The organism is Pseudonocardia acidicola (assembly GCF_012911935.1).
GTDB lineage: Bacteria > Actinomycetota > Actinomycetes > Mycobacteriales > Pseudonocardiaceae > Pseudonocardia > Pseudonocardia acidicola.
This window is the reverse complement of record NZ_JAAXLA010000021.1, coordinates 60,521-80,175: the sequence shown is the minus strand read 5'-3', so window position 1 is coordinate 80,175 and position 19,655 is coordinate 60,521. Positions and strand designations below refer to the sequence as shown.

Below are 19,655 nucleotides of genomic sequence, written 5' to 3'. Positions count from 1 at the left end.
TCCTCCGTCGCGGAAGGAATATTCGACCTGCCGGGCCGAAGAGACGACCCATCAGACCTGCTCGATCAATTCGGATTCGTCCCGCCGGGCCGAGGCCGGGCATTCTCGCCGTTGACACCCTGCGGTCGACATGGTCCTGTCCCATCGAGCCAGTTCCGAGAGAGACGACGTGGGTGAAGAGCCGTTCGGGCAGCACCGGGTGGCGCGGACATCGGAGTTCGATGAAGCGCACGCGGCGATGGAATCGGTGTTCCTGCCACTGCAGATGCGCCTGCAGCGCAGCGCCGCGGCGAAATCCTTGGGCCTGGTGCTCAACGCGCGGTGCGTCGGCGAGGTGACCGTCAGTTACGTCCGGTTCGGCTGCGGTGTCCACATCGACACCGCCGAAGCCGAGAACTACCACGTCAACGCCCCGCTGTGCGGTGGAGCCGATTCCCGCACCGGCCGGATGGAGCGGGTACAGGCCATCCCCGGGCGGGCAGCCGTGTTCATGCCCGACCTGCCGGCCGACATCGACTGGCGTGGCGACTGCGCCCAGTTCTGCCTGATGTTCCCCCGCCACGTACTGCAGCGGGAGCTGGAGGCCATGCTCGACCGGCCCGTGGCGAGGCCGATCGAGTTCGCGCCGGGCATGGACCTCACGACCGGCCACGGCCAGGCCTGGTTGGACATGCTGTGGCTCATCGAGCGACAGTCACGGGCCCGGCCCAGCCTGCTGGACCATCCCCTGGCGGCCGGAAATCTCGAACGACTCCTGGTCGACGGCCTACTGCTGGCCCAACCGCACAACTACACCGAGGCGCTGACCGGCCCCCGCCGCCCCGCTGCCCCGCAGGTGGTGCGACAAGCCATCGAACTCCTGGAGAGCCGTCCCGAGCAGCCCTGGACCACGCCCAAGCTGGCCCGCCAGGTCATGGTCAGCGCGCGCTGTCTGCAGGAGGGCTTCCAGCGGTCGGTCGGGGTGCCGCCGATGCGCTACCTGCGCGACGTCCGCCTGAACCGGGTCCACGACGATCTCCGGGCCGCGGCCCCGAACTCGGTCAGCGTGTCCCAGGTCGCCGGCCGGTGGGACTTCTGCTATCTCGGACGATTCGCTGCGGCCTACCGCGGCAAGTTCGGCCAGACCCCCTCCGAGACGCTGCGCGGGCCCACGACCCCGTGCACGAGGCGCCGGGGCGAGGCTGGACGCGGCCGGCGTGAGGTGGTCGCCCCCGCAGCGGTCGCGCACAAGCACGCGTGATCGATATCGCCGGCCGCGGCGCCGCGCCCCATTCGGCGCGACCCGGGCGGCTGTGCGTCCGGCGGCGACGACAAGCGGACCGGCGTCCGGAGCAGATCGTCACCGTCCCCACCACGCCACGCCCTCGGTCACTCGTCCTCCTCGGGGACCGTGAACATGACACCGGTGGGCACTTCCCTGCCCGCCAGGTCTGCGGGGAACCTGCGCACCAGGTCGCGCTGCAACCCGGGCGGCGTGAATGCACGTCGCAGCCTGCTCGAGCGTCGGGGGGGAAGGGGCACGACCCGACGAAGCTGATCCGCATCTCGTCCGGGCCGAGCTCCTCGGTCTGCGGGAAGAATGTGTTGTTGTTCTTCACGCTCAGTGTGGGCCGGGAGCAGGGCGCGAGCGTGCTCCCGCCGCCCGGCCTGTCTCCAAAGGGATTGTGAGCCGTCGGGCGTGCGACGTCGTCGGGCATCAGTCAGTGCTCACGGTCCGTTGTGATTCGAGGTCGTCCGTCCAACCGCTCACAACCGCGGGCCGGCGCGGTTCCTTCGCACCGTGCTCATCTACAGCGGCGCGTGGGCGCGACGGATGGCTGGTCCTCCTGGCACTGCAGCGGGGCACGGCAGCCCGCGCATGCGAGTGCGTCGACGCGTCGCGGGTGGCCAGCGGACATCGGGCATCCCTTCATCGATTTTCATGACTACTGCCAACGGTCGAGTGGGCCGCTGCGCTGGAGGGGCGTCACGTTCGCGCACGCGTCGAAAAAGGCCACGCAAGTGTTCGGTAACGCGGATCTAAACCCGCGCGATCACACAGCGACACTCGCTGCCGCCCCAAACCCCAGGACCGCCCTCATGGCCGATCAGCACGGACCGATCAACGTCAACGTCAACGTCAACCAAGTCAACACCCAGACCCAGCACGGACAGCCGCGGAACAGCGGATGTCTCGGCTGCCTGAGTCTCATCGGCGTGCTGATGGTGGTCGGATTCATCGGTCAGGCCTTCGAGGCGTCGCCGGTGCTGGGCGGCGTGCTGGTTGCCGTCATCGTGGCCGGCGTGGTGGGTGTGATCGTCTTGAAGGTCAACGCAGCGCAGGCGGAAAAGCGAGCAGCCGCCGCTAAGCAGGCCGCTGAGGCCCGCGCCGCACAGCTCCGCGCAGACATCGAGTCCAGGGCTGCTGTGGACGCGATCGGCGGCTGCATGTGGTGCGGCCAGCCCGGGTCCCACCGCGCCGAGAACGGACACGCGGTCCACCCACGCGACTGGCATGCCCTCGAAGTTGAGGAAGCCATCCGCATGGCGATCGACGGCACCGCCGCGCCGGCGCCGTCCACCCCGCCGAGCCACTCAGTTCCTCCCCAGCAGCAACCGCCGCAACCCACGGGCCCAAGCGCGACGGCGCCACCACCGCAATCGCCCGCGCGCAGCACACAGCGCTCGCTGCACATCCGCCGCCCACAGCGGCACGACCGCGACGCCGAGCTGCTGGACCAGCTGCGCTATGACGACTCAGGTGAGTGCCTGTGGTGTGGTTCGCCCATCGAGCACCGCAGCGACACCGGACGGGTCGTTCACCCTGCGAAATTCCACAAGGCCGAGTACGAGGCAGAGCGCGACGCGGGGGGCTCGACGGGCACGTAGGTGCCGTCCCGTCGTGACGTAGCCGGGCATTATCGGGCGTCACGAGCAACGTCGCCGCCACCGCTCGACGAGTCGAGCGTCGCAACGATGTTCGCTCGTCGTGGCTGGCTGGGGCCACGGTGGCGGCGCTGGTGCGGCGGCCCGCAGGCCGCTCATCAGAGGAAGCCGGACCAGGGCCTGTCCTGCGGATCTTCCGAGGGCTTGCCGCTGATGAGCGGCGGGGTGGTACGCGGGAGTGAGCGACGCCGCTCATCCCCCTTGGGTGAGGTCGGCAGATGGCACCGCGAGGACGCTGCACCCAGTCCGCGGGATCCGGCGACTGGTCTGGAGGTGCCCGATTTCGGCCTCCCGCGATTGCTACACGGCTTTGGTGCGGCGGGGCAAGGGCTCGAAGTCGGGGTGGGAGCCGTCATGGCCGCGCGGATCTTCCCGGCGGGCTGCACCCGCCCGAACTGCAGCTCACCAGATCAATCAATCCACGGAAAGGAACAGGTTCCCATGTCCAGCGAAACTGAAATCCGCCCCTTCCGTGTCGATGTTCCGGAAGATGAACTGGTCGATCTGCGCCGGCGCATCGCGGCGACGCGCTGGCCCGAAAGCGAGACCGTCGCAGATGCCTCGCAGGGCGTGCAGCTCGCGACGATTCAGGAACTCGCGCGATACTGGGCCAGAGACTACGACTTCCGGAGGTTCGAGGCGAGGCTGAACGCCCTACCGCAGTTCATGACCGAAATCGACGGCCTCGACATCCATTTCATCCACGTCGAGTCGCCTCACGAGAACGCGTTGCCCCTCATCATCACGCACGGATGGCCCGGCTCGGTCATCGAGATGCTCAACGTCGTCGGCCCGCTCACCGACCCGACGGCACACGGCGGCGACGCGGGGGACGCGTTCGATGTGGTGGTTCCGTCGATACCGGGCTACGGGTTCTCAGGCAAGCCGACCACTACCGGCTGGAGCCCCGAGCACATCGCCCAAGCCTGGGCGGAGCTGATGAAGCGCCTCGGATACACCCGCTACATCGCCCAGGGCGGCGACTGGGGTGCGCTGATTACGGATCTGATGGGTACGCAGGCACCTCCGGAGTTGCTCGGCATCCACTCCAACATGCCCGGCACGGTCCCACCTGACGTTTCAAAGGCTCTCGTATCCGGCGACCCGGCACCGGCCGGCCTGTCAGCCGAGGAGAGCCGCGCGTGGGAGCAGCTGAGCTACTTTTTTTCGAAGGGCATCGGATACTCAACCGAAATGGCGTTGCGCCCGCAGACGCTGTACGGCCTTGCTGATTCGCCCGTCGCGCTCGCCTCCTGGATGCTCGACCACGACGCGCTCAGCTACGAGGACATCGCACGAGCCGTCGAAGGCGACGCCGTAGGCAACCTCACACGGGACGAGGTCCTCGACAACATCACACTCACGTGGGCAACCAACACAGGGATTTCCTCGGGTCGTCTCTACTGGGAGAACAAGCTCGGCTTCTTCGACGTCAAGGGTGTCTCCATCCCGGCTGCAGTGAGCGTCTTTCCCCGAGAGCTCTACCAAGCGCCGCGGAGCTGGGCCGAGCAGGCCTACTCGAACCTTATCTACTTCAACGAAGTCGACCAGGGCAACCACTTTGCGGCCTGGCAGGAGCCGGAGCTCTTCACGACCGAGGTTCGGGCCGCGTTCAGATCACTGCGGTGATCACCGCCGCACCAACAACGGTCACGATACTATCGCCAGGATCGCGCCAGGGTCACTGGTCGGCCGGTGCGTCACCAGGCCCTCATACCGGAACAATGGCGCGACGAACTCATCACGAATGCCGTGGCCGCAGGCCGATCCGATTCGACGGTTGCTGCCCACCAGCCCGCGCAAAGTGTGACCCTGCATGGGCACAACACCCATTGTATTACCGATGACACCGTCCGGTTGACCGGACATCCGCCGGTCGGCCTGGAAGACTTCATCGCACACAACCGTCAGAGCTTCATGCCGACGGACTCCGCGGCACAACAGGCTCACCCAACGCTGTCGAGACGGACCCGCACCGCGTGCAACGACAGCAGCGCGCCGCGCGGCCGGTGGTTCACCACGACCTGCTGGGCCGGTCCCGCGTGGTTAGCCAACTTGTCCGGCCACTGCGGGTAGTAACCACGCGGACGAGCCGGCCTCCCACCGGTCACGCCGGCGTGGTCACCCGCCGCTGGTACCGCGACCCGTTGGGTTGCCGCCGGGTTTTCCGCTGCCGTGCTATGGCATGGGAGGCAGCGGCGGTCCAGGATTGGCGGCAACTGGAGGTCGCCGTCGGCGTCATCGGGGGTCTGGGCTCAGGGCAAGAAGGGGCTACCGTCACAGTGATCGACACGGACGAGCTAGCCGAGCGGAACGCCGGGTTCGCCGACGGCGGATCATTCGCCAACCTCAGGCTCATGCCCAGTGGCAGTCTGACGGTCATCGGATGCGTCGACCCTCGTGTCGACCCGTCCGACGTGCTCGGGCTCAAGCTCGGCGAGGCAGCGGTGATCCGCAACGTCGGAGGGCGGGTCACGCCCGCGACACTCCGGACGCTGGGGATGCTCTCGAAGGTCGTGCGGGCTCGCACGGGCGGCCCTGGCCCGGGCGACAACCACTATGCGGTCCTGCACCACACCGACTGCGGGATCACGGACCTGGCCGCGTTCCCCGAGCTGTTGGCCGATTACTTCGAAGTTCCGGCCGGAGACCTGGACGCCAAGGCGGTCACCGACCCGGTCACCGCCGTCCGCGTCGACGTCGAAATCCTCAAGCAGAAGCTTCGGGCCGGAGTCTTCGTCTCAGGGCTCGTGTACGACGTGGCCACCGGGCTCATCGACGTCGTCGTCCCGCCTGCGCGAGTGGAAGCATGACACCGCGCGGCGCCCGCGGCCGGTCCGGCCGGCCGCTCAATCCGCGGACCGACTACACGGGATGGAAACGACTGCTCGACAGGGCAGGGTCCCGCGGCGCCGACTCCACGATGCCCGGCACACCGCAGCCACCGTGCTGCTCCTGCTCGGAGTCACGGCTCGCCCGCACCGGCGGACGAAGCCGGCGGAGAGGGACCGCCGACGGCCGCGTAGCGAGCCGAATGCCACCCGAACTGCAACCAGACGACGAACGCCGGGTCGGCCCTCTCGGACCTTCCCGGCGTTCTACCTGTTCAGTGGCGGTAGCGGTGGGATTTGAACCCACGGAGGGCGTGAACCCTCACACGCTTTCGAGGCGTGCTCCTTCGGCCGCTCGGACACGCTACCGCCGTCGAGGATAGCGAACGCCCTGCCGCGTCCCCGAGGGGGACCATGATCTCGACGTATCAGCAGGTCAGGCGCGCCAGGCGCGGACCCCGATGTCGACCAGGCCGACCCGGTCGAGATCAGCGATCCGGTCGAGTGGGACCTACCCCGCCCGGTCGGTCGTGCCGTCAGCTCCGGTGGCCGGCGAAGAACGACTCCAGCAGCTGCGCGCACTCGGCCTCCAGCACCCCGCCGACCACCTCCGGGCGGTGGTTGAGCCTGCGGTCACGCAACACGTCCCACAGCGACCCGACGGCACCGGTGCGCGGCTCCCACGCGCCGAAGACGACCCGCGACACCCGGGCCAGCCCGATCGCGCCGGCACACATCGTGCACGGCTCCACGGTCACGGCCAGGGTGCAGCCCTCCAACCGCCACTCCCCCACGACGGCCGCGGCCGCGCGCAGGGCGAGCACCTCGGCGTGCGCGGTCGGGTCGCCCAGCGCCTCCCGGGCGTTGCACGCTGCAGCCAGCTCACGCCCGGCCGGGTCGACGACGACGGCCCCGATCGGCACGTCACCGCTGCTCAGCGCACCGACCGCCACGGACATGGCACGCCGGACGAGCCCCTGGTCGGGGCCGGGCAGACCTGCCGTCACCGGGCGTCGACGACCTCGGCGAGGGCTTCGGCGAACCCGCAGCGACGGCCGATGGCCGCGAGCTGCTCATCGGGGTACAGCTCGATCTCGCCGGCGAGCACCTCGAGCTCGTCGGCGGGTAGCCCGAGGTCGGCGAGGATGTTCAGATCACCCTCCGGCCACGGCTCGTCGAGGGCGTCGTCGTCGGGCGGCAGCTCCACCCGCAGCAGGTCGAGTACGTCGGCGGCGACGTCGTAGTCCAGCGCCGCGACCGCGTCGGACACCATCAGCGACACCCCGCCGGGGGTGGGCCTGAGCAGCACGAAGAACTCGTCGTCCACGTCGAGCAGACCCAGCACGGCCCCCGTCGACCGCAGCGACCGCAGCTCGGTGATGGCCGCATCGAGGTCGACCAGGGCGTCGGGATCCAGTCGCGTACACCGCCAGCGACCCTCCTCCCGGATCGCAGCGACCGCATACCCGGGCAGGGCCTGTTCCCGCACGTCCGCGGGCGCCTGGACGCTCTGCACCGCCATGAGACTACGGTAAGCCCATCACGGACTGTGGTCCAAGCCACAAGCAGAAGTTGGTACCGCTGTCACACCACCGGAATGCCAGGATCAGCCGTATGCCCACGGCCGATTCCCAGCTTGCCGGCCTCGGCGATCAAGCCCGGGCGCTGCAGCCCCGCACCGTGGCGCTCCGCCGGGCCCTGCACCGCCATCCCGAGCTCGGTCTCGACCTGCCCCGCACCCGCGACGCCGTGCTCGCCGAACTGGCCGACCTGCCGCTGCAGATCCACCTGGGGCGCACCGTCAGCTCGGTGGTCGCGGTGCTCGAGGGCGCCCGCCCGGGGCCGACCGTGCTGCTGCGGGGCGACATGGACGCGCTGCCGTTGCACGAGGAGACCCCGCTGGCATTCCGCTCCGAGATCGACGGCGCGATGCACGCGTGCGGGCACGACACGCACGTCGCGATGCTCGCGTCGGCGGCCCGGCTGCTGGCCCGGCGCCGCGAGCAGCTGTCCGGCCGGGTGCTGCTGATGTTCCAGCCCGGCGAGGAGGGCCACCACGGCGCCCGGTACATGATCGACGAGGGGCTGCTCGCCAAGGCCGGTCCGGCCGGCACCCCGGAGGCGGCCTACGCGCTGCACATCAGCGCGACGCTGCCCGTCGGCGAACTGCACACCCGGCCCGGTCCGATCATGGCGGCGGCCGACGTGCTGCGGGTGATGGTCACCGGCCGGGGCGGGCACGCCTCCGCGCCGCACGACGCGCGGGACCCGGTGCCGGCCGCGGCGGCGATGGTCGGGGCCCTGCAGACGATGCTGAGCCGCCGGGTGGACGCCCACCAACCCGCGGTGCTCACGATCGCGCACATCACCGCGGGCACCACGAACAACATCATCCCGGAGACGGCGTTCCTGGAGGGGACGCTGCGCACGATGGCGGAGCCGGTCCGGGCGCTGGTGCACGACGAGATCCACCGCGTCTGCCGGCACACCGCGCTGGCCTACGACTGCGTCGCCGACGTGCAGATCGAGCCCGGCTACCCGGTCACGGTGAACGACCACGACGCCGCCGGGCGCGTCGGTGAGCTGGGCGCGCGGGTGCTCGGCCGCCGCCGGGTGGCCACCATGCCCAACCCGATCATGGGCGCGGAGGACTTCTCCTACGTGCTGCGGCAGGTCCCGGGCGCGCTGGCGTTCCTCGGCGCCTGCCCGCCGGGGGTGAACCCGGAGTCGGCCGCACCGAACCACTCCAACCGGGTGCTGTTCGACGAGTCCGCGATGGTCGGCGGGGTCGCGATGTACGCCGGGCTGGCGCTCGACGCGCTGCGCTGACCGTGCCGGCGACCCCGGAGTGCACGGGCCGCGGCGCGGCCAGGCAGGGTGGTGGTGTGACCTCGTCCTCCCCGCTGCCGGCAGCGCCGTCGCTGCGCGATCTGTCACTTGCCATCCGTTCCGGCGAGCTCTCCCCCATCGAGCACGTCCGCGACGTGCTCGACCGGCTGCGCGCCGACGACCACAACGCCGTGGTCACCCTCGACGAGGAGGGCGCGCTGCGGCAGGCCGCCGCGCTCACCGAGGAACTGGCCGCCGGCACCTGGCGCGGCCCGCTGCACGGCGTCGCGGTCGGGGTGAAAGACCTGTTCGACGTGATCGGGCTGCCCACCCGGGCCGGCTCGAACGTGCTCGCCGACGCCCCGCCCGCCACCACCGAGGGCCCGGTGGTGACCCGGCTGCGCGAGGCCGGCGCCGTGATCGTCGGCAAGCTGCACACCCACGAGTTCGCCTACGGCCCCAGCGGCGACGTGTCGGCCAGCGGACCGGCCCGCAACCCGCACGACCCCGAGCGCATCACCGGCGGCTCGTCGTCCGGCTCGGCCGTCGCGGTCGCCGCCGGGCACCTGCCGCTCACCCTGGGCACCGACACCGGCGCGAGCGTGCGTACCCCGGCCGCGCTGTGTGGTGTGATCGGGCTGAAGCCGACGCTCGGGCGGCTGTCCACCGAGGGCGTGTTCCCGCTGTCGGAAACCTGTGACCACGTCGGACTGCTCACCGGCGACCCGCACTCGGCCGGCGTGGCGTGGGACGTGCTGAGCCGCGCCGACGGCACCGGCGGCGGGATCCAGCTGCCGGGAGTGTCCGGGGTCCGGGTCGGGGTGCTGCCGGATCCGTACTGGCAGGCCGCCGACCCGGTGATCAACGCCGGGGTGGCGGCCGCGGTCGAGCGCCTGCAGAAGGGCGGGGCGCACGTCGTCGAGGTACGTACCCCGATGATCGACGAGCTGGCGGCGACCTACTCCGAGATCGTCGGCGCCGAGGCCTACGCGACGCACGCGGACCGGCTCGCCCAGCGCCACGACGACTACCAGCCGTTCACCGCGCAGCGCCTGGAGGCCCTCGCCGACCAGCCCGCCCGCGCCTATGTCGACGCGCTGCGCGCCCGGCGCCGGTTGTCGGCCGCGTTCCGGGTGAGCTGCGACGCGGCCGGGGTGGACGTCCTGGTGCTGGCGACCACCCGGCTGCGGGCCACCCCGATCGGCGAGCGCAAGGTCGAGATCGACGGTGAGGCGGTCCCGGTCTGGTCGTCACTGCTGGCCCTGACCCAGCCGTTCAACCTGACCGGCTGGCCCGCGGTGTCGGTGCCCGGCGCGGTGTCCGACGGCGGGATGCCGCTCGGCGTCCAGATCGTCGGGGTGCGCCTGGAAGAGCGCGGGGTGCTGCGCGTGGCCTCCGCGCTGACGCGCTCGTGAGCGCAGCGCCTAACCTGACGGCCATGTCGGAGCGGGCTGTGTGCGTCGTCGGGACCGGGCTGATCGGCGGCTCGCTGCTGCGCGCCGCGGAGAAGGCCGGCCGCGACGTGTGGGGCACGAGCGCCTCCGAGACGACCGCGGCCGAGGCCCGCGCCGACGGGTTCGCCGTCGGCACCGATCTCGACGCCGCGCTGCGCCGGGCGGTCGAGGCCGACGCCCTGGTCGTGCTGGCCGTGCCGCTGCCCGCGGTGCCCGACGTGCTGCGCCGCGTCGACGCCGTCGCCCCGACCTGCCGGCTGACCGACGCGGTGAGCGTCAAGGTCGCAGTGGCCGACGCGGTGGCCCGCTACGCCCCGCGGGCCCGCTACGTGGGCGGGCACCCGATGGCCGGCACCGCCGAGTCGGGCTGGGCCGCCGGGCAGGCGGGCCTGTTCACCGGCGCGGCCTGGGTGGTCGCCGCCGACGACGGGCTGGACCTGGAGGTCTGGGCCGACGTCGCCGATCTGGCCTGGGACTGCGGCGCACACGTGGTGCCGGCCGCGATCGACGAGCACGACCTGGCCGTCGCCCGGATCTCGCACCTGCCGCACCTGCTCGCCGCGGTGCTGGCCGCCGTGGGTGCCGGCGCGCCGGACGACGATCTGCCGCTGGCGCTCGCCGCGAGCTCGTTCGCCGACGGCACCCGGGTCGCCGGTACCCGCCCGGAGCTGGTGCTGGCGATGTGCGAGGGCAACCGCGACGCGCTGCTCGCCGCCGTGGACGACGCGCTCGGCCGGCTCGGGGCGATGCGCGGCGCACTGGCCTCGACCGGCGGACTCGCCGCCACCGTCAAGGCCGGCTACGCCGCCCGGCAGCGCTGGGCCGCGACCCGTGAGCCGCTCGCCGAGCGGGTCCGTCTGGACGGGCCCGCCTCGCTGGCCGAGCTGCGCGAGCTCGGCCGCCGCGGCGACGTCGTGGTCGGCTGGCGGGACTGACCCCGCAGCTGCGGGCGGTGGTCAGCCGGCGGCCGGGGTGGCGCCCTGGGGCGACACCCTGCGGGCGAGCCCCGGGTAGTGGCAGATCACGCCGTCGGGGTCCACCACGAGCTCCGCGGTGACGTCGCCGGAGCTGAACTCGACCACGGCCTGGCCGGAGCCGTCGCCGCCGGTGAGCGTGGACACCGTCCGGTAGCGCTGGTCGACGAGCCGGACCTCCAGGTCGGGCAGCGACACGAACACGACCGACAGCGTGTGGTCCCCCGGCTCCCGGTGCAGGCCCAGCCGCCTGATCGGCAGCGTGTTGAACAGCGGGCTGTACTCGAGGTCGACGTCCACCGCGGAGCCGAACTCCGGCTGGGCGCTGCCCGAACCGGTGTCCAGCAACCACTGGCCGTCCTCGGTCCGGTTGATCGTCAGGTGCCGCTCGCGTTCCGCGGTCGCGGCGGTGACCGACAGCCGCTGCACCGTTCCGTCCTCGCCCACCACCAGCCGGTAGGACGCGGTGAACTCGCCCCCGGCCCCGGACCGGACCATGCGGCTCAACGCGCGGAAACCCCCGGCCCCAGGCAGGAACCGGGCCCCCTCCAGGCCCACCTCGCCGTCGGCCTGCCAGGTCAGCATGCTCGTCATCGACACCACCGTAGCCACTGAGGACAGGCCCCCTCGGTCAGAGGGGGCCGGCCGCCGGATCCGGGACTCAGGTTCTACCGCTCGGCTGCGGGCGGCTGCTCGCCGCCCGGGCCGTCCGGAATCAGGTCCTTGATCTTCCCGACGACCTGGTCGACCTGCTCGTCGTGGCCGAACTTCCCCTTGACCAGGTCGCCGACCTTGTCGGTCGCCGTCTCGACCTTGTCGCCGTGCTGGTTCAGCAGTTCCTCGGCTTTACCTCTGAGCGCATTGAAATCGACCACCGGTGCCCCCTTCTCGAGCTTCACGCCAACGCGCTCATCCTGCCCTTAGCCCACACGCGGGGGCCAGTGACCTGCCCGATCGGGCCACGACCGGGCGGCGATCAGGGATGACGACGGATCTCGGCAGGGTCGACATCCGCGCGGACCCCGCGGAACACCGGCTGGCGCAACCGGCCCCCGTCGGTCCAGCCCAGGTGCACGACCTCCACCACGAGAGCCGGCTCGCACCAGCGCGCGCCCGCGGCGTCCACTCGCGGCACCTGCCCGTCGACCGGCGAGTCCGTCGAGGGCAGTCCATCCAGGACCTCCCGGAGCACGCGCTGCACGGTGTCGGACGCCAAGCCGGAACCGACCCGGCCGGCATAGCGCAACGCCCCGTCCGCATCGGGTACACCCAGCAGCAGCGCACCCACCCGGGAGTCGCCGACGCGTTCCGGGCGCCAGCCGAGGACCAGGCACGTCTGCGAGAGCCGGTGCGCCACCTTCACCCAGCCGGAGCTGCGCCGCCCGGGACGGTACGGAGCGTCCCGGTGCTTGGCCACCACGCCCTCCATCCCGCGCTGCGCGGTCGCCTCCAGCAGTGCCGCCCCGTCGGTGTAGAGCGGGGAGAGCTGCACAGCCGGGACGGACCGGAAATCCAGTCGCTCCAGGGTCGCGCGGCGCTCGCCGAGCGGGCGGTCGAGCAGCGGGACGCCGTAGAGCCGCAGGATGTCGAAGACCATGAACACCACCGGCCGGGCCTGCGCCCGGGCCACGGACACCGGCCCGTGCATCCGGTCGGCCAGCGCGGCGAAGCTGGGGACACCGTCGTCGAGCAGCACCACCTCGCCGTCGAACAGCGCGTCCGGGACGACGGTGGGCAGCCCGGCCAGCTCCGGGAAGTTGCCGGTCACGTCACGTTCGCTGCGGCTGACCAGCCGGGCGCGGCGGTCGGCGACCTCGGCGAGCAGTCGCATCCCGTCCCACTTGACCTCGTACACCCATTCCGGGCCGCGCGGAAGTGCTCCAGGGGTGGCGAGCATGGGCTGCACGCCGTCATGCTGTCAGTAATTGTCGTCACGCAGTGCATGCAGTGTCGGCGCGACACGAACCGAACTATCCGGGTGGAAGGCAGAACCATGCGCGCGATGTGGAGCGGCGCCGTGTCGTTCGGTCTGGTCAGCGTGCCGATCAAGCTCTATTCGGCCACCTCCAACCACGACATCCGGTTCCACCAGGTGCACGCCGAGGACGGCGGGCGCATCCGCTACAAGCGGACCTGTTCGATCGACGGCGAGGAGGTCGACTACGCCGACATCGTCAAGGGCTACGAGACCGAGGACGGTGAGCTGATCACGCTGACCGAGACCGACCTCGACTCGCTACCGACCGCGACCGGACACGAGATCGACGTCATCGAGTTCGTCCCGGCCGACCAGATCGACCCGCTGCTGTTCGACAAGAGCTACTACCTCGAGCCCGAGGCCAAGGCGGCCAAGCCGTACGCGTTGCTGCGCGAGGCGCTCAAGGAGACCGACCGGATGGCGGTCGTGAAGGTCGCCCTGCGGCAGCGCGAGACGCTGGCCCTGCTCCGGGTCAAGGACAAGGCCATCGTGCTGCAGACGATGCTGTGGCCCGACGAGGTGCGCGAGCCCGACTTCGACATCCTCGACGCCGATGTCGAGCTGCGGCCCCAGGAGCTGCAGATGGCGGCCTCGCTGATCGAGAGTCTGGGCGCGGACTTCGACCCGACCGAGTTCCACGACGAGTACCGCGACGCCGTCGAGCAGCTCATCGAGCAGAAGCGCACCAGCGGCGACAGCCGACCGGCGCCGGTCGCGGAGAAGCCCGCCGAAGACGAGGGCGACAGCATGACCGACCTGCTCAGCGCCCTGCAGCGCAGCGTCGAGGCCGCGAAGGAAGGCACCGGGTCGGGCGGCGCGCGACGGCGCTCGGCGGCATCCGGGTCGTCGTCCGGATCGTCCGGCACGAAGCGGAGCGCCTCCGGCGGCGCATCGAAGAGGACCCGCAAGCCGGCCGCCGAGAAGTCCGGCGACGAGAGCGCCGAGGAGAAGCCGGCGACGCGCCGGCGCACCCGCAAGCCGGCCTGATGCCCGCCCGTCCGGGCGGGCATCGGACCGGCGGTGCGGCTCAGGGGCCGAGCGCGGACCCCGTCGGCTTCTTGTCGTTCTCGATCGCGGAGAACAGCGCGGACGCGCGCGCCTTGTCCCAGCGCACCACGTCCTGGCCGCCGATGTTCGGCGTCGACCCGACCGGCACCGTTGTGGCGACCCCGTCGCCGCCCGAGACGCCCTTGAGCGCCAGCGCGAGCCCGGCGAGGTTCCAGATGTGGTCGGAGTTGTCCACCGTGATCGCCCCGGTCATCGCCGACGCCAGCGGCACCGTCCGGAACGGGTTGATCAGGGTGGCCGGGCTCGTCGCCTTCGCGATCAGCGCGGAGAGGAAGGCGCGCTGCCGCGCGACCCGGTCGAAGTCCGAGCCCGCCGTGGCCCGGGTCCGGACGTAGCCGAGCGCGGTCGTCCCGTCGAGGTCCTGGCAGCCCGCCTTGATGTCCAGGCCCGCCTTCGGGTCCTTGATCGACTGCGGCACGCACATGTTGACCCCGCCGACCGCGTCGACGGCGCCGACGAAACCGCCGAAACCGATCTCCGCGTAGTGGTCGATGTGCAGCCCGGTCGCCGCCTCCACGGTGCTGATCAGCAGCTGCGGGCCGCCGAGGGAGAACGCCGCGTTGATCTTGTTGGTGCCGTTCCCGGCGATGGGGACGTAGCTGTCGCGCGGGATGCTGACCAGCACCGATCCGGAGCTGCCGGTGTGCAGCAGCATGATCGTGTCGGTGCGCTGGCCGGCGGCGTCGCCGGTCGCGAGCTGCTGCTCCTGCTCGCCGCTCAACCCGGCCCGGCTGTCCGAGCCGACGATGAGGTAGTTCGTGCCCGACGACGAGGTGGTGCTGTCGGTGGGCAGCGCCGCGGTGCGCTGCAGGTTCTGGTCCAGATAGACCCCGAACCCGACGATCAGCACCAGCAGCACGATGAGGATCGCCCTGATCCGGCGCCCCCAGCGGGGCCGGCGCCTGGGCACCGCGGCCACCGGCGGGCGCGGCGGCGGCACGACGGGCGGGGCACCGCCGTGCCCCCGGCCCAGCACGGCCGTCTGCTGCATCGGCGGGCGCTGCTGTGGCGGCCGCTGCGGCCGCCCCCAGCCGGGCCCGGGCCCGCGCCGCGGCGGCGCGCCCCGTCCCGGGGGCTGCGGCGGTGGCCCTCCGTAGTCACCGTTCATGCTCCACACCACCCCGTCGGCGTGTCGTCGGGTCCGTTGCGGGCGCGCCACTGCGTCCCGGCGATCGACGGTCACCCTACGCAGTGACGCAGCCGCCCCACGCCAAAGGGACGCGCGAGACCCCGATCGGGTTGCACGGCGACCGGTCGATCCCGCCGATCCGTCCTCCCGACGACGGGCGGCGGCGCGGCGCTCAGCTGGGCAGCAGCGGTTCGCCCTCGAACTTCCCGAGCTCCTCGCGGTAGAACTCGATGCCGATCCCGTTCGGGTCGCGGATGTAGAGGCTGTTGTCGACGCCGCGGTCCGGTCCGAGGTAGTCGATGCCGGCCTCGTCGAGCCGCTTGCGCGCCGCGGCGAACTCCTCGGGGGAGGTGGACAGCGCGATGTGCTGGACCCCGCCGATGGTCTCCTGGAAGTCCGGGTGGTCGTGGCCGGGGAAGTCGAAGAAGCCCAGCAGGTTGCGGTTGCCGATGTCGAAGAAGAAGTGGCTGGACCCGGCGTAGTCGCGGTTCTCGACGAGCTCGGCGAGCGGGAACCCGAGGAGCTCCTGGTAGAACCGGATGGTCTCCTCGACGTCACGGCAGATCAGCGCGATGTGGTGCACGCCGCGGACGGTCGTGGCGGGACGCGCGGCGCCCTCGCGAAGGTACTTGTTCCTCAGCTCGCCGCGCCGCGCGCGGATGGCCTCGAGCTCTGCTCCCTGTGGCTGTGGCACCGGAACTCCCTTCCTCGGATGCGATGACCGCGGGGCGTCCACGGTACGTGCGAATGCACACACATGGCGGGTTCGAGAGCCGGGACCCCCCGACAGGGCGGCAGCGCACCGGGGTCGGCGCGGCTGGCAGCGGGCACCACCACGTCTCCGGCCGTGCGGGGTGCGCTCCGCGGGCCGGAACGCGACCGGCGTCTCGCAGCGCAGGCACGGGCTCCGGGCCCGCCCGTGCACCCGGTGCCGGCGCCCGCGGCGGGGGCCGCCGGGTGGTCACCCGGCCCGGGTTCGCGACGACGGCGTGCCGCAGCAGATGCGCGCCGCGCGGGCGCCGCTCCCTCATCCGCTGCCCGGCGAGGTCGACCGAGGCCCACCGGGCCGGCGGAAGTCGCCGTGCGGGATCCGGGCCCCGGCCAGCCGGGCGTCCAGCCGGGCCGCGAGCCGGGCGATGCCGTCCCCCTCGGCCATCGGGCCCGACCGTGGGCGCATGGGCCCGCGGCGCGCGTTGTTCCACGTGAAACACGTCCGGGTGAGGCGCCGGCCGGGCCTGCGGGATGATCCCCGGCGTGGATCTCCCCCTGCTCGAGGACGACCTGGACCAGCGCGGCGTGATCGAGCCGCATCTCGTCGTCAGGCCCGTCGACATGCCCGACACCGCGGTGCTGTGTTTCTTCCCCGAGGTGGTCGACGCGGTGGGGGCCGGGGCGCGGCGGATCGCCCGGCTGTCGTCGGAACGCGGTTCGACGCCCGTGTGGGAGACCGCGGTCGACGGCCGCCGGCTGGCGGTGCTGCATCCCGGGATCGGCGCCCCGCTGTCGGTGATGTTCCTCGAGGAGCTCATCGCGATGGGTGCCCGCAAGCTGGTGGCCGTGGGCGGCGCCGGCACCCTGGTCCCGGAGCTGGTGCTCGGGCACGCCGTGGTGGTCGACAGCGCCATCCGCGACGAGGGCACCTCGTTCCACTACCTGCCGCCGGGGCGGGTGATCGACGCCGACCCGCACGGCGTCGCCGTCCTGCGCTGCACGCTCGACGAGGCCGGGGTGCCCTACGTCGTCGGCCGGTCGTGGACCACCGACGCGATCTACCGCGAGACGCGCGCCCGGGTGGACCGGCGCCGGGCCGAGGGTTGTCTGGTGGTGGAGATGGAGGCGTCGGCGTTCATCGCGGTGGCCCGCTACCGCGGCGTGCGGTTCGCGCAGCTGCTGCTGGCCGCCGACTCGCTGGCCGGCGAGGCGTGGGAGCACCGCGGCTGGACGACGGCGCGGCAGGCCCGCGAAGGCCTGTTCCGGTTGGCCGCGCAGGCGGCGCTGGCGTTGTAGCAGGCCCGTTGGCCGAGGGCTCAGTCAGCCCCCGGCCCGGTGCGGGGTGGCACCGGTCACGGCGAGCAGGGCAGCGACCGCCGCGACACCCGCGAGCAGGACGAACACCGCCGGATACCCGCCCAGCCCGGCGGCCAGCGCGGAGCCGGCCCACGGCGCGATCGCGGTCGCCAGCATCCCCGGGGCGCCCAGCAGCCCGTTGAGCCGCCCGTAGTGGGCCGCGCCCCACCGCTCGCTGACCGCGGTCGCCTGCAACAGCGTGAAGACGCCGCGCGCGGAGCCGACCACGATCGAGATGATCACGAGCAGCGCCGCCGGGCCCGGGACGACGGCCAGCAGCCCGGTGGTGGCCGCGCACCCCCCGATGATCAGCCCGGTGCGGGCCCGGACGGTGGTGCCGTCGGCCAACCGTCCGTAGAACAGCCGGCCGGCGACCTGGCCCACGCCACCCAGGCCCAGGGCCAGCGCCGCGACACCGATGTCGAGCCCGCGGCCGAGCAGCAGCGGCACCAGGTTGATCAGCACCGCGTAGACGGCGAACGCGGCGAGGGTCATCGCCACCGTGAGCAGGACGAAGGGGCGGCTGCGCGCGACCGAACCCGGCCCGTCGAGGTGGGCGTACGGGTGGTCGGTGGCGACGGGCGGCCACGGCCCGCGCAGCCCGAACAGATGCAGCGGGATCGTGAGCACCGCGAGCACGACGGCCAGCACGAGGTAGGTCGCCCGCCAGTCCAGCCGTGCGATCAGCGCGGCCGTGAGCGGCGCGAACACCGTGCTGGACAGCCCGGCGACCAGCGTCAGCCCGGTCAACGCAACGACCTGACGGGGGGCCCACCAGCGGGTCAGCGCCGCGAACGCCGGCTGGTAGAGCACACCGGCCATGGCCACCCCGGCCAGCAGCCAGGCGCCGAGGAACCACCACACCGAGCGTGCGGTGGCGATCCCGAGCACCGCGGGCACGGCGAGCAGCGAGCCCGCCGTCATCACCGCGCGCGGGCCCCGGCGGTCGAGGGCGCGCCCGACCGGGATGCCCACCAGCCCGGCCACCACCAGCGCGGCGGAGAACGCCGCGGTCAACGCGCTCGGCGACCAGCCGGTGTCGGCGGCGATGGACGGTGTGAGCACCGGGAACGCGTAGTAGAGGACCCCCCAGCTGACGACCTCGGTGACGCACAGGACGACCAGCACCCGCCGCAGCCCGCCGGGCCGTAGCACGGCGGGCCGCACCGGCCCCGTCGCCGCGTCACCCATCGTCGCAGTCTCGCTGGGGAATCGGCGGCACGCCACCGCGAAACCGGGAGTGGAACGTGGTGCACGGTGGGTAGTACGGGTGGGCCGGGCGGCCCCGCCCGCAGGGCCGCTGGGGAGGATTCGTGCTGGAGATGCCGCGCGCCGTGGGCCGGTTCGACGGCTGGATCGCCGGTCTGGGCACCGCCGCCGGGCTGCGGGTGGTCGTCGGGCACTGGCCGCACTCGCCGTTCGGCACGTTCACCGACGTCATGCTCGAACAGCCCGACGGGCACCGCGTGCTGCTCGCCCCGGACCAGGACGTCGCCGACTTCGTCGCGGGTACCTACCGGTTCGACGAGGTGCGGGTCGGTGATGTCGTGGCGACCGTGGACGGGCCGCACTGGCGGGTGAGCGCCGACCTGCTCGACCTCACCTTCCGCGCCGACGTGCGGCCGCCGTTGGGACGGTTGCTGCGCCTGGTCCCCCGCCCGCTGGCCACCGCCCGGTGGTGGGTCACCGGCATCGACGTGGTCGCCCGCGCCGTGCTGCCCGGAGTGCGCACCCGCGGCAGCGCCGGTGGCGGGCGCAGCGAGTTCTACGCCGCGCTGGATCTGCACCGGGTGCGCTCGGCCGCCGTGCGCTGGGAGGGCGCGGACCAGGGCCCGCTGGCCCCGGTCTCGCCGCCGGTCCGGTTCGGCTTCGGCTCGACGCCGCGCACGCCGTCGCTGGTCCGGGTCGTGACGCTGGTCCGGCCGGGCTGACGTGCAGACCTTCCTGCCCTCCCCCGACTTCGCCGCGAGCGCCGCCGCCCTGGACGACCGGCGGCTCGGCAGGCAGCGGGCCGAGGCGCTGCAGGTGCTGCGCGCGCTGCTGCGGGATCACTACGGCTTCAAGCATCACCCCGCCGTCCGGATGTGGGAGGGGCACGCCGAGGGGGTGGCGTGCTACGGGCTGGCCGTGTGCGCGGAGTGGACCGCGCGCGGCCGGCCCGACACCGTCGCCGACTCGATCCGTGCCGAGCTGGCCGCGGCGGGCCTGCCACCGCCGCGGCCGCAGGCCGAGCTCGCCGCGGCCGGCGCGCTCCCGGACTGGCTCGGCGATGACCGGCTGCACCGCAGCCACCGGGCCGCGCTGCTGCGCAAGGACGTCGCCCACTACGAACCGCTGTTCGGCGCCGACGATCCCAGGCTGCCCTACTTCTGGCCGGTGTGAGGCCGCTGGAACCTCACA

20 protein-coding genes and 1 tRNA gene are annotated in these 19,655 nt (G+C 72.3%); 11 read left to right on the top strand and 10 right to left on the bottom strand.

Annotation, left to right across the window (positions count from 1 at the left end; genetic code table 11):
- Positions 1-169: 169 nt before the first annotated feature.
- From HF526_RS13685 to HF526_RS13670, 4 genes are all read left to right on the top strand, one after another.
- Positions 170-1,240 (top strand): AraC-like ligand-binding domain-containing protein, encoded by a 1,071-nt coding sequence (locus HF526_RS13685; protein ID WP_169381787.1) that lies wholly within the window; start codon positions 170-172, stop codon positions 1,238-1,240.
- Positions 1,241-2,079: 839 nt separating this feature from the next.
- Positions 2,080-2,868 (top strand): hypothetical protein, encoded by a 789-nt coding sequence (locus tag HF526_RS13680; protein WP_169381786.1) that lies wholly within the window; start codon positions 2,080-2,082, stop codon positions 2,866-2,868.
- Between the two features lie 411 nt (positions 2,869-3,279).
- Complete coding sequence (locus HF526_RS13675) at positions 3,280-4,554, top strand: epoxide hydrolase family protein (protein WP_169381785.1); 1,275 nt, start codon at positions 3,280-3,282, stop codon at positions 4,552-4,554.
- Between the two features lie 728 nt (positions 4,555-5,282).
- Positions 5,283-5,738: a carbonic anhydrase gene (locus HF526_RS13670; protein WP_239028651.1), complete on the top strand. Its 456-nt coding sequence runs from the start codon at positions 5,283-5,285 to the stop codon at positions 5,736-5,738.
- A 297-nt stretch (positions 5,739-6,035) separates the two neighbouring features.
- Here HF526_RS13670 and HF526_RS13665 read toward each other — a convergent pair.
- From HF526_RS13665 to HF526_RS13655, 3 genes are all read right to left on the bottom strand, one after another.
- Positions 6,036-6,125, bottom strand: a tRNA-Ser gene (locus HF526_RS13665).
- A 167-nt stretch (positions 6,126-6,292) separates the two neighbouring features.
- Positions 6,293-6,763, bottom strand: a complete 471-nt coding sequence (locus HF526_RS13660) for a nucleoside deaminase (RefSeq protein WP_338051464.1) — start codon at positions 6,761-6,763, stop codon at positions 6,293-6,295.
- Positions 6,760-7,278, bottom strand: a complete 519-nt coding sequence (locus tag HF526_RS13655; protein WP_169381784.1) for a tRNA adenosine deaminase-associated protein — start codon at positions 7,276-7,278, stop codon at positions 6,760-6,762. Before HF526_RS13655 ends, HF526_RS13660 begins: the two co-directional genes overlap by 4 nt.
- Before the next feature lie 92 nt (positions 7,279-7,370).
- Between HF526_RS13655 and HF526_RS13650 the strand changes: the two genes are divergently transcribed.
- From HF526_RS13650 to HF526_RS13640, 3 genes are read left to right on the top strand one after another with little or no spacing between them, the layout of a single operon-like run.
- Positions 7,371-8,585 (top strand): M20 metallopeptidase family protein, encoded by a 1,215-nt coding sequence (locus HF526_RS13650; RefSeq protein ID WP_169381783.1) that lies wholly within the window; start codon positions 7,371-7,373, stop codon positions 8,583-8,585.
- A gap of 56 nt (positions 8,586-8,641) precedes the next feature.
- Entirely contained in the window at positions 8,642-10,000 is a 1,359-nt protein-coding gene (locus tag HF526_RS13645) for an amidase (RefSeq protein ID WP_338051463.1), read from the top strand.
- Between the two features lie 23 nt (positions 10,001-10,023).
- Positions 10,024-10,974: a prephenate dehydrogenase gene (locus HF526_RS13640; protein ID WP_169381782.1), complete on the top strand. Its 951-nt coding sequence runs from the start codon at positions 10,024-10,026 to the stop codon at positions 10,972-10,974.
- 21 nt (positions 10,975-10,995) lie between these two features.
- Here the strand turns inward: HF526_RS13640 and HF526_RS13635 are convergent, their stop codons facing one another.
- The 3 genes from HF526_RS13635 to ligD form a co-directional block, all read right to left on the bottom strand.
- Positions 10,996-11,607, bottom strand: a complete 612-nt coding sequence (locus HF526_RS13635) for a putative glycolipid-binding domain-containing protein (protein WP_169381781.1) — start codon at positions 11,605-11,607, stop codon at positions 10,996-10,998.
- Between the two features lie 74 nt (positions 11,608-11,681).
- Positions 11,682-11,912, bottom strand: coding sequence for an antitoxin (locus HF526_RS13630; RefSeq protein WP_338051462.1), 231 nt, complete (start codon positions 11,910-11,912; stop codon positions 11,682-11,684).
- A 77-nt stretch (positions 11,913-11,989) separates the two neighbouring features.
- Complete coding sequence (gene ligD / locus HF526_RS13625) at positions 11,990-12,910, bottom strand: non-homologous end-joining DNA ligase (protein WP_211177180.1); 921 nt, start codon at positions 12,908-12,910, stop codon at positions 11,990-11,992.
- 96 nt (positions 12,911-13,006) lie between these two features.
- Between ligD and ku the strand changes: the two genes are divergently transcribed.
- On the top strand, positions 13,007-13,978 hold the full coding sequence (gene ku / locus HF526_RS13620) for a non-homologous end joining protein Ku (protein ID WP_169381809.1): 972 nt from the start codon (positions 13,007-13,009) through the stop codon (positions 13,976-13,978).
- A gap of 40 nt (positions 13,979-14,018) precedes the next feature.
- Here the strand turns inward: ku and HF526_RS13615 are convergent, their stop codons facing one another.
- From HF526_RS13615 to HF526_RS36355, 3 genes are all read right to left on the bottom strand, one after another.
- A complete protein-coding gene (locus tag HF526_RS13615) occupies positions 14,019-15,050 on the bottom strand; it encodes an LCP family protein (protein WP_239028650.1) in 1,032 nt (343 codons plus the stop codon).
- A gap of 310 nt (positions 15,051-15,360) precedes the next feature.
- On the bottom strand, positions 15,361-15,882 hold the full coding sequence (locus tag HF526_RS13610; RefSeq protein WP_169381779.1) for a VOC family protein: 522 nt from the start codon (positions 15,880-15,882) through the stop codon (positions 15,361-15,363).
- 333 nt (positions 15,883-16,215) lie between these two features.
- Positions 16,216-16,344, bottom strand: a complete 129-nt coding sequence (locus tag HF526_RS36355) for a hypothetical protein (protein WP_275403995.1) — start codon at positions 16,342-16,344, stop codon at positions 16,216-16,218.
- Positions 16,345-16,442: 98 nt separating this feature from the next.
- Between HF526_RS36355 and HF526_RS13605 the strand changes: the two genes are divergently transcribed.
- Positions 16,443-17,195 (top strand): nucleoside phosphorylase, encoded by a 753-nt coding sequence (locus HF526_RS13605; protein ID WP_338051460.1) that lies wholly within the window; start codon positions 16,443-16,445, stop codon positions 17,193-17,195.
- 24 nt (positions 17,196-17,219) lie between these two features.
- Here the strand turns inward: HF526_RS13605 and HF526_RS13600 are convergent, their stop codons facing one another.
- Complete coding sequence (locus tag HF526_RS13600) at positions 17,220-18,446, bottom strand: MFS transporter (protein WP_169381778.1); 1,227 nt, start codon at positions 18,444-18,446, stop codon at positions 17,220-17,222.
- Between the two features lie 131 nt (positions 18,447-18,577).
- Here HF526_RS13600 and HF526_RS13595 point away from each other — a divergent pair, with 131 nt between their 5' ends.
- Complete coding sequence (locus HF526_RS13595) at positions 18,578-19,186, top strand: hypothetical protein (RefSeq protein ID WP_169381806.1); 609 nt, start codon at positions 18,578-18,580, stop codon at positions 19,184-19,186.
- 1 nt (position 19,187) lies between these two features.
- Positions 19,188-19,637 (top strand): MSMEG_6728 family protein, encoded by a 450-nt coding sequence (locus HF526_RS13590; RefSeq protein ID WP_169381777.1) that lies wholly within the window; start codon positions 19,188-19,190, stop codon positions 19,635-19,637.
- Positions 19,638-19,655: the final 18 nt, after the last annotated feature.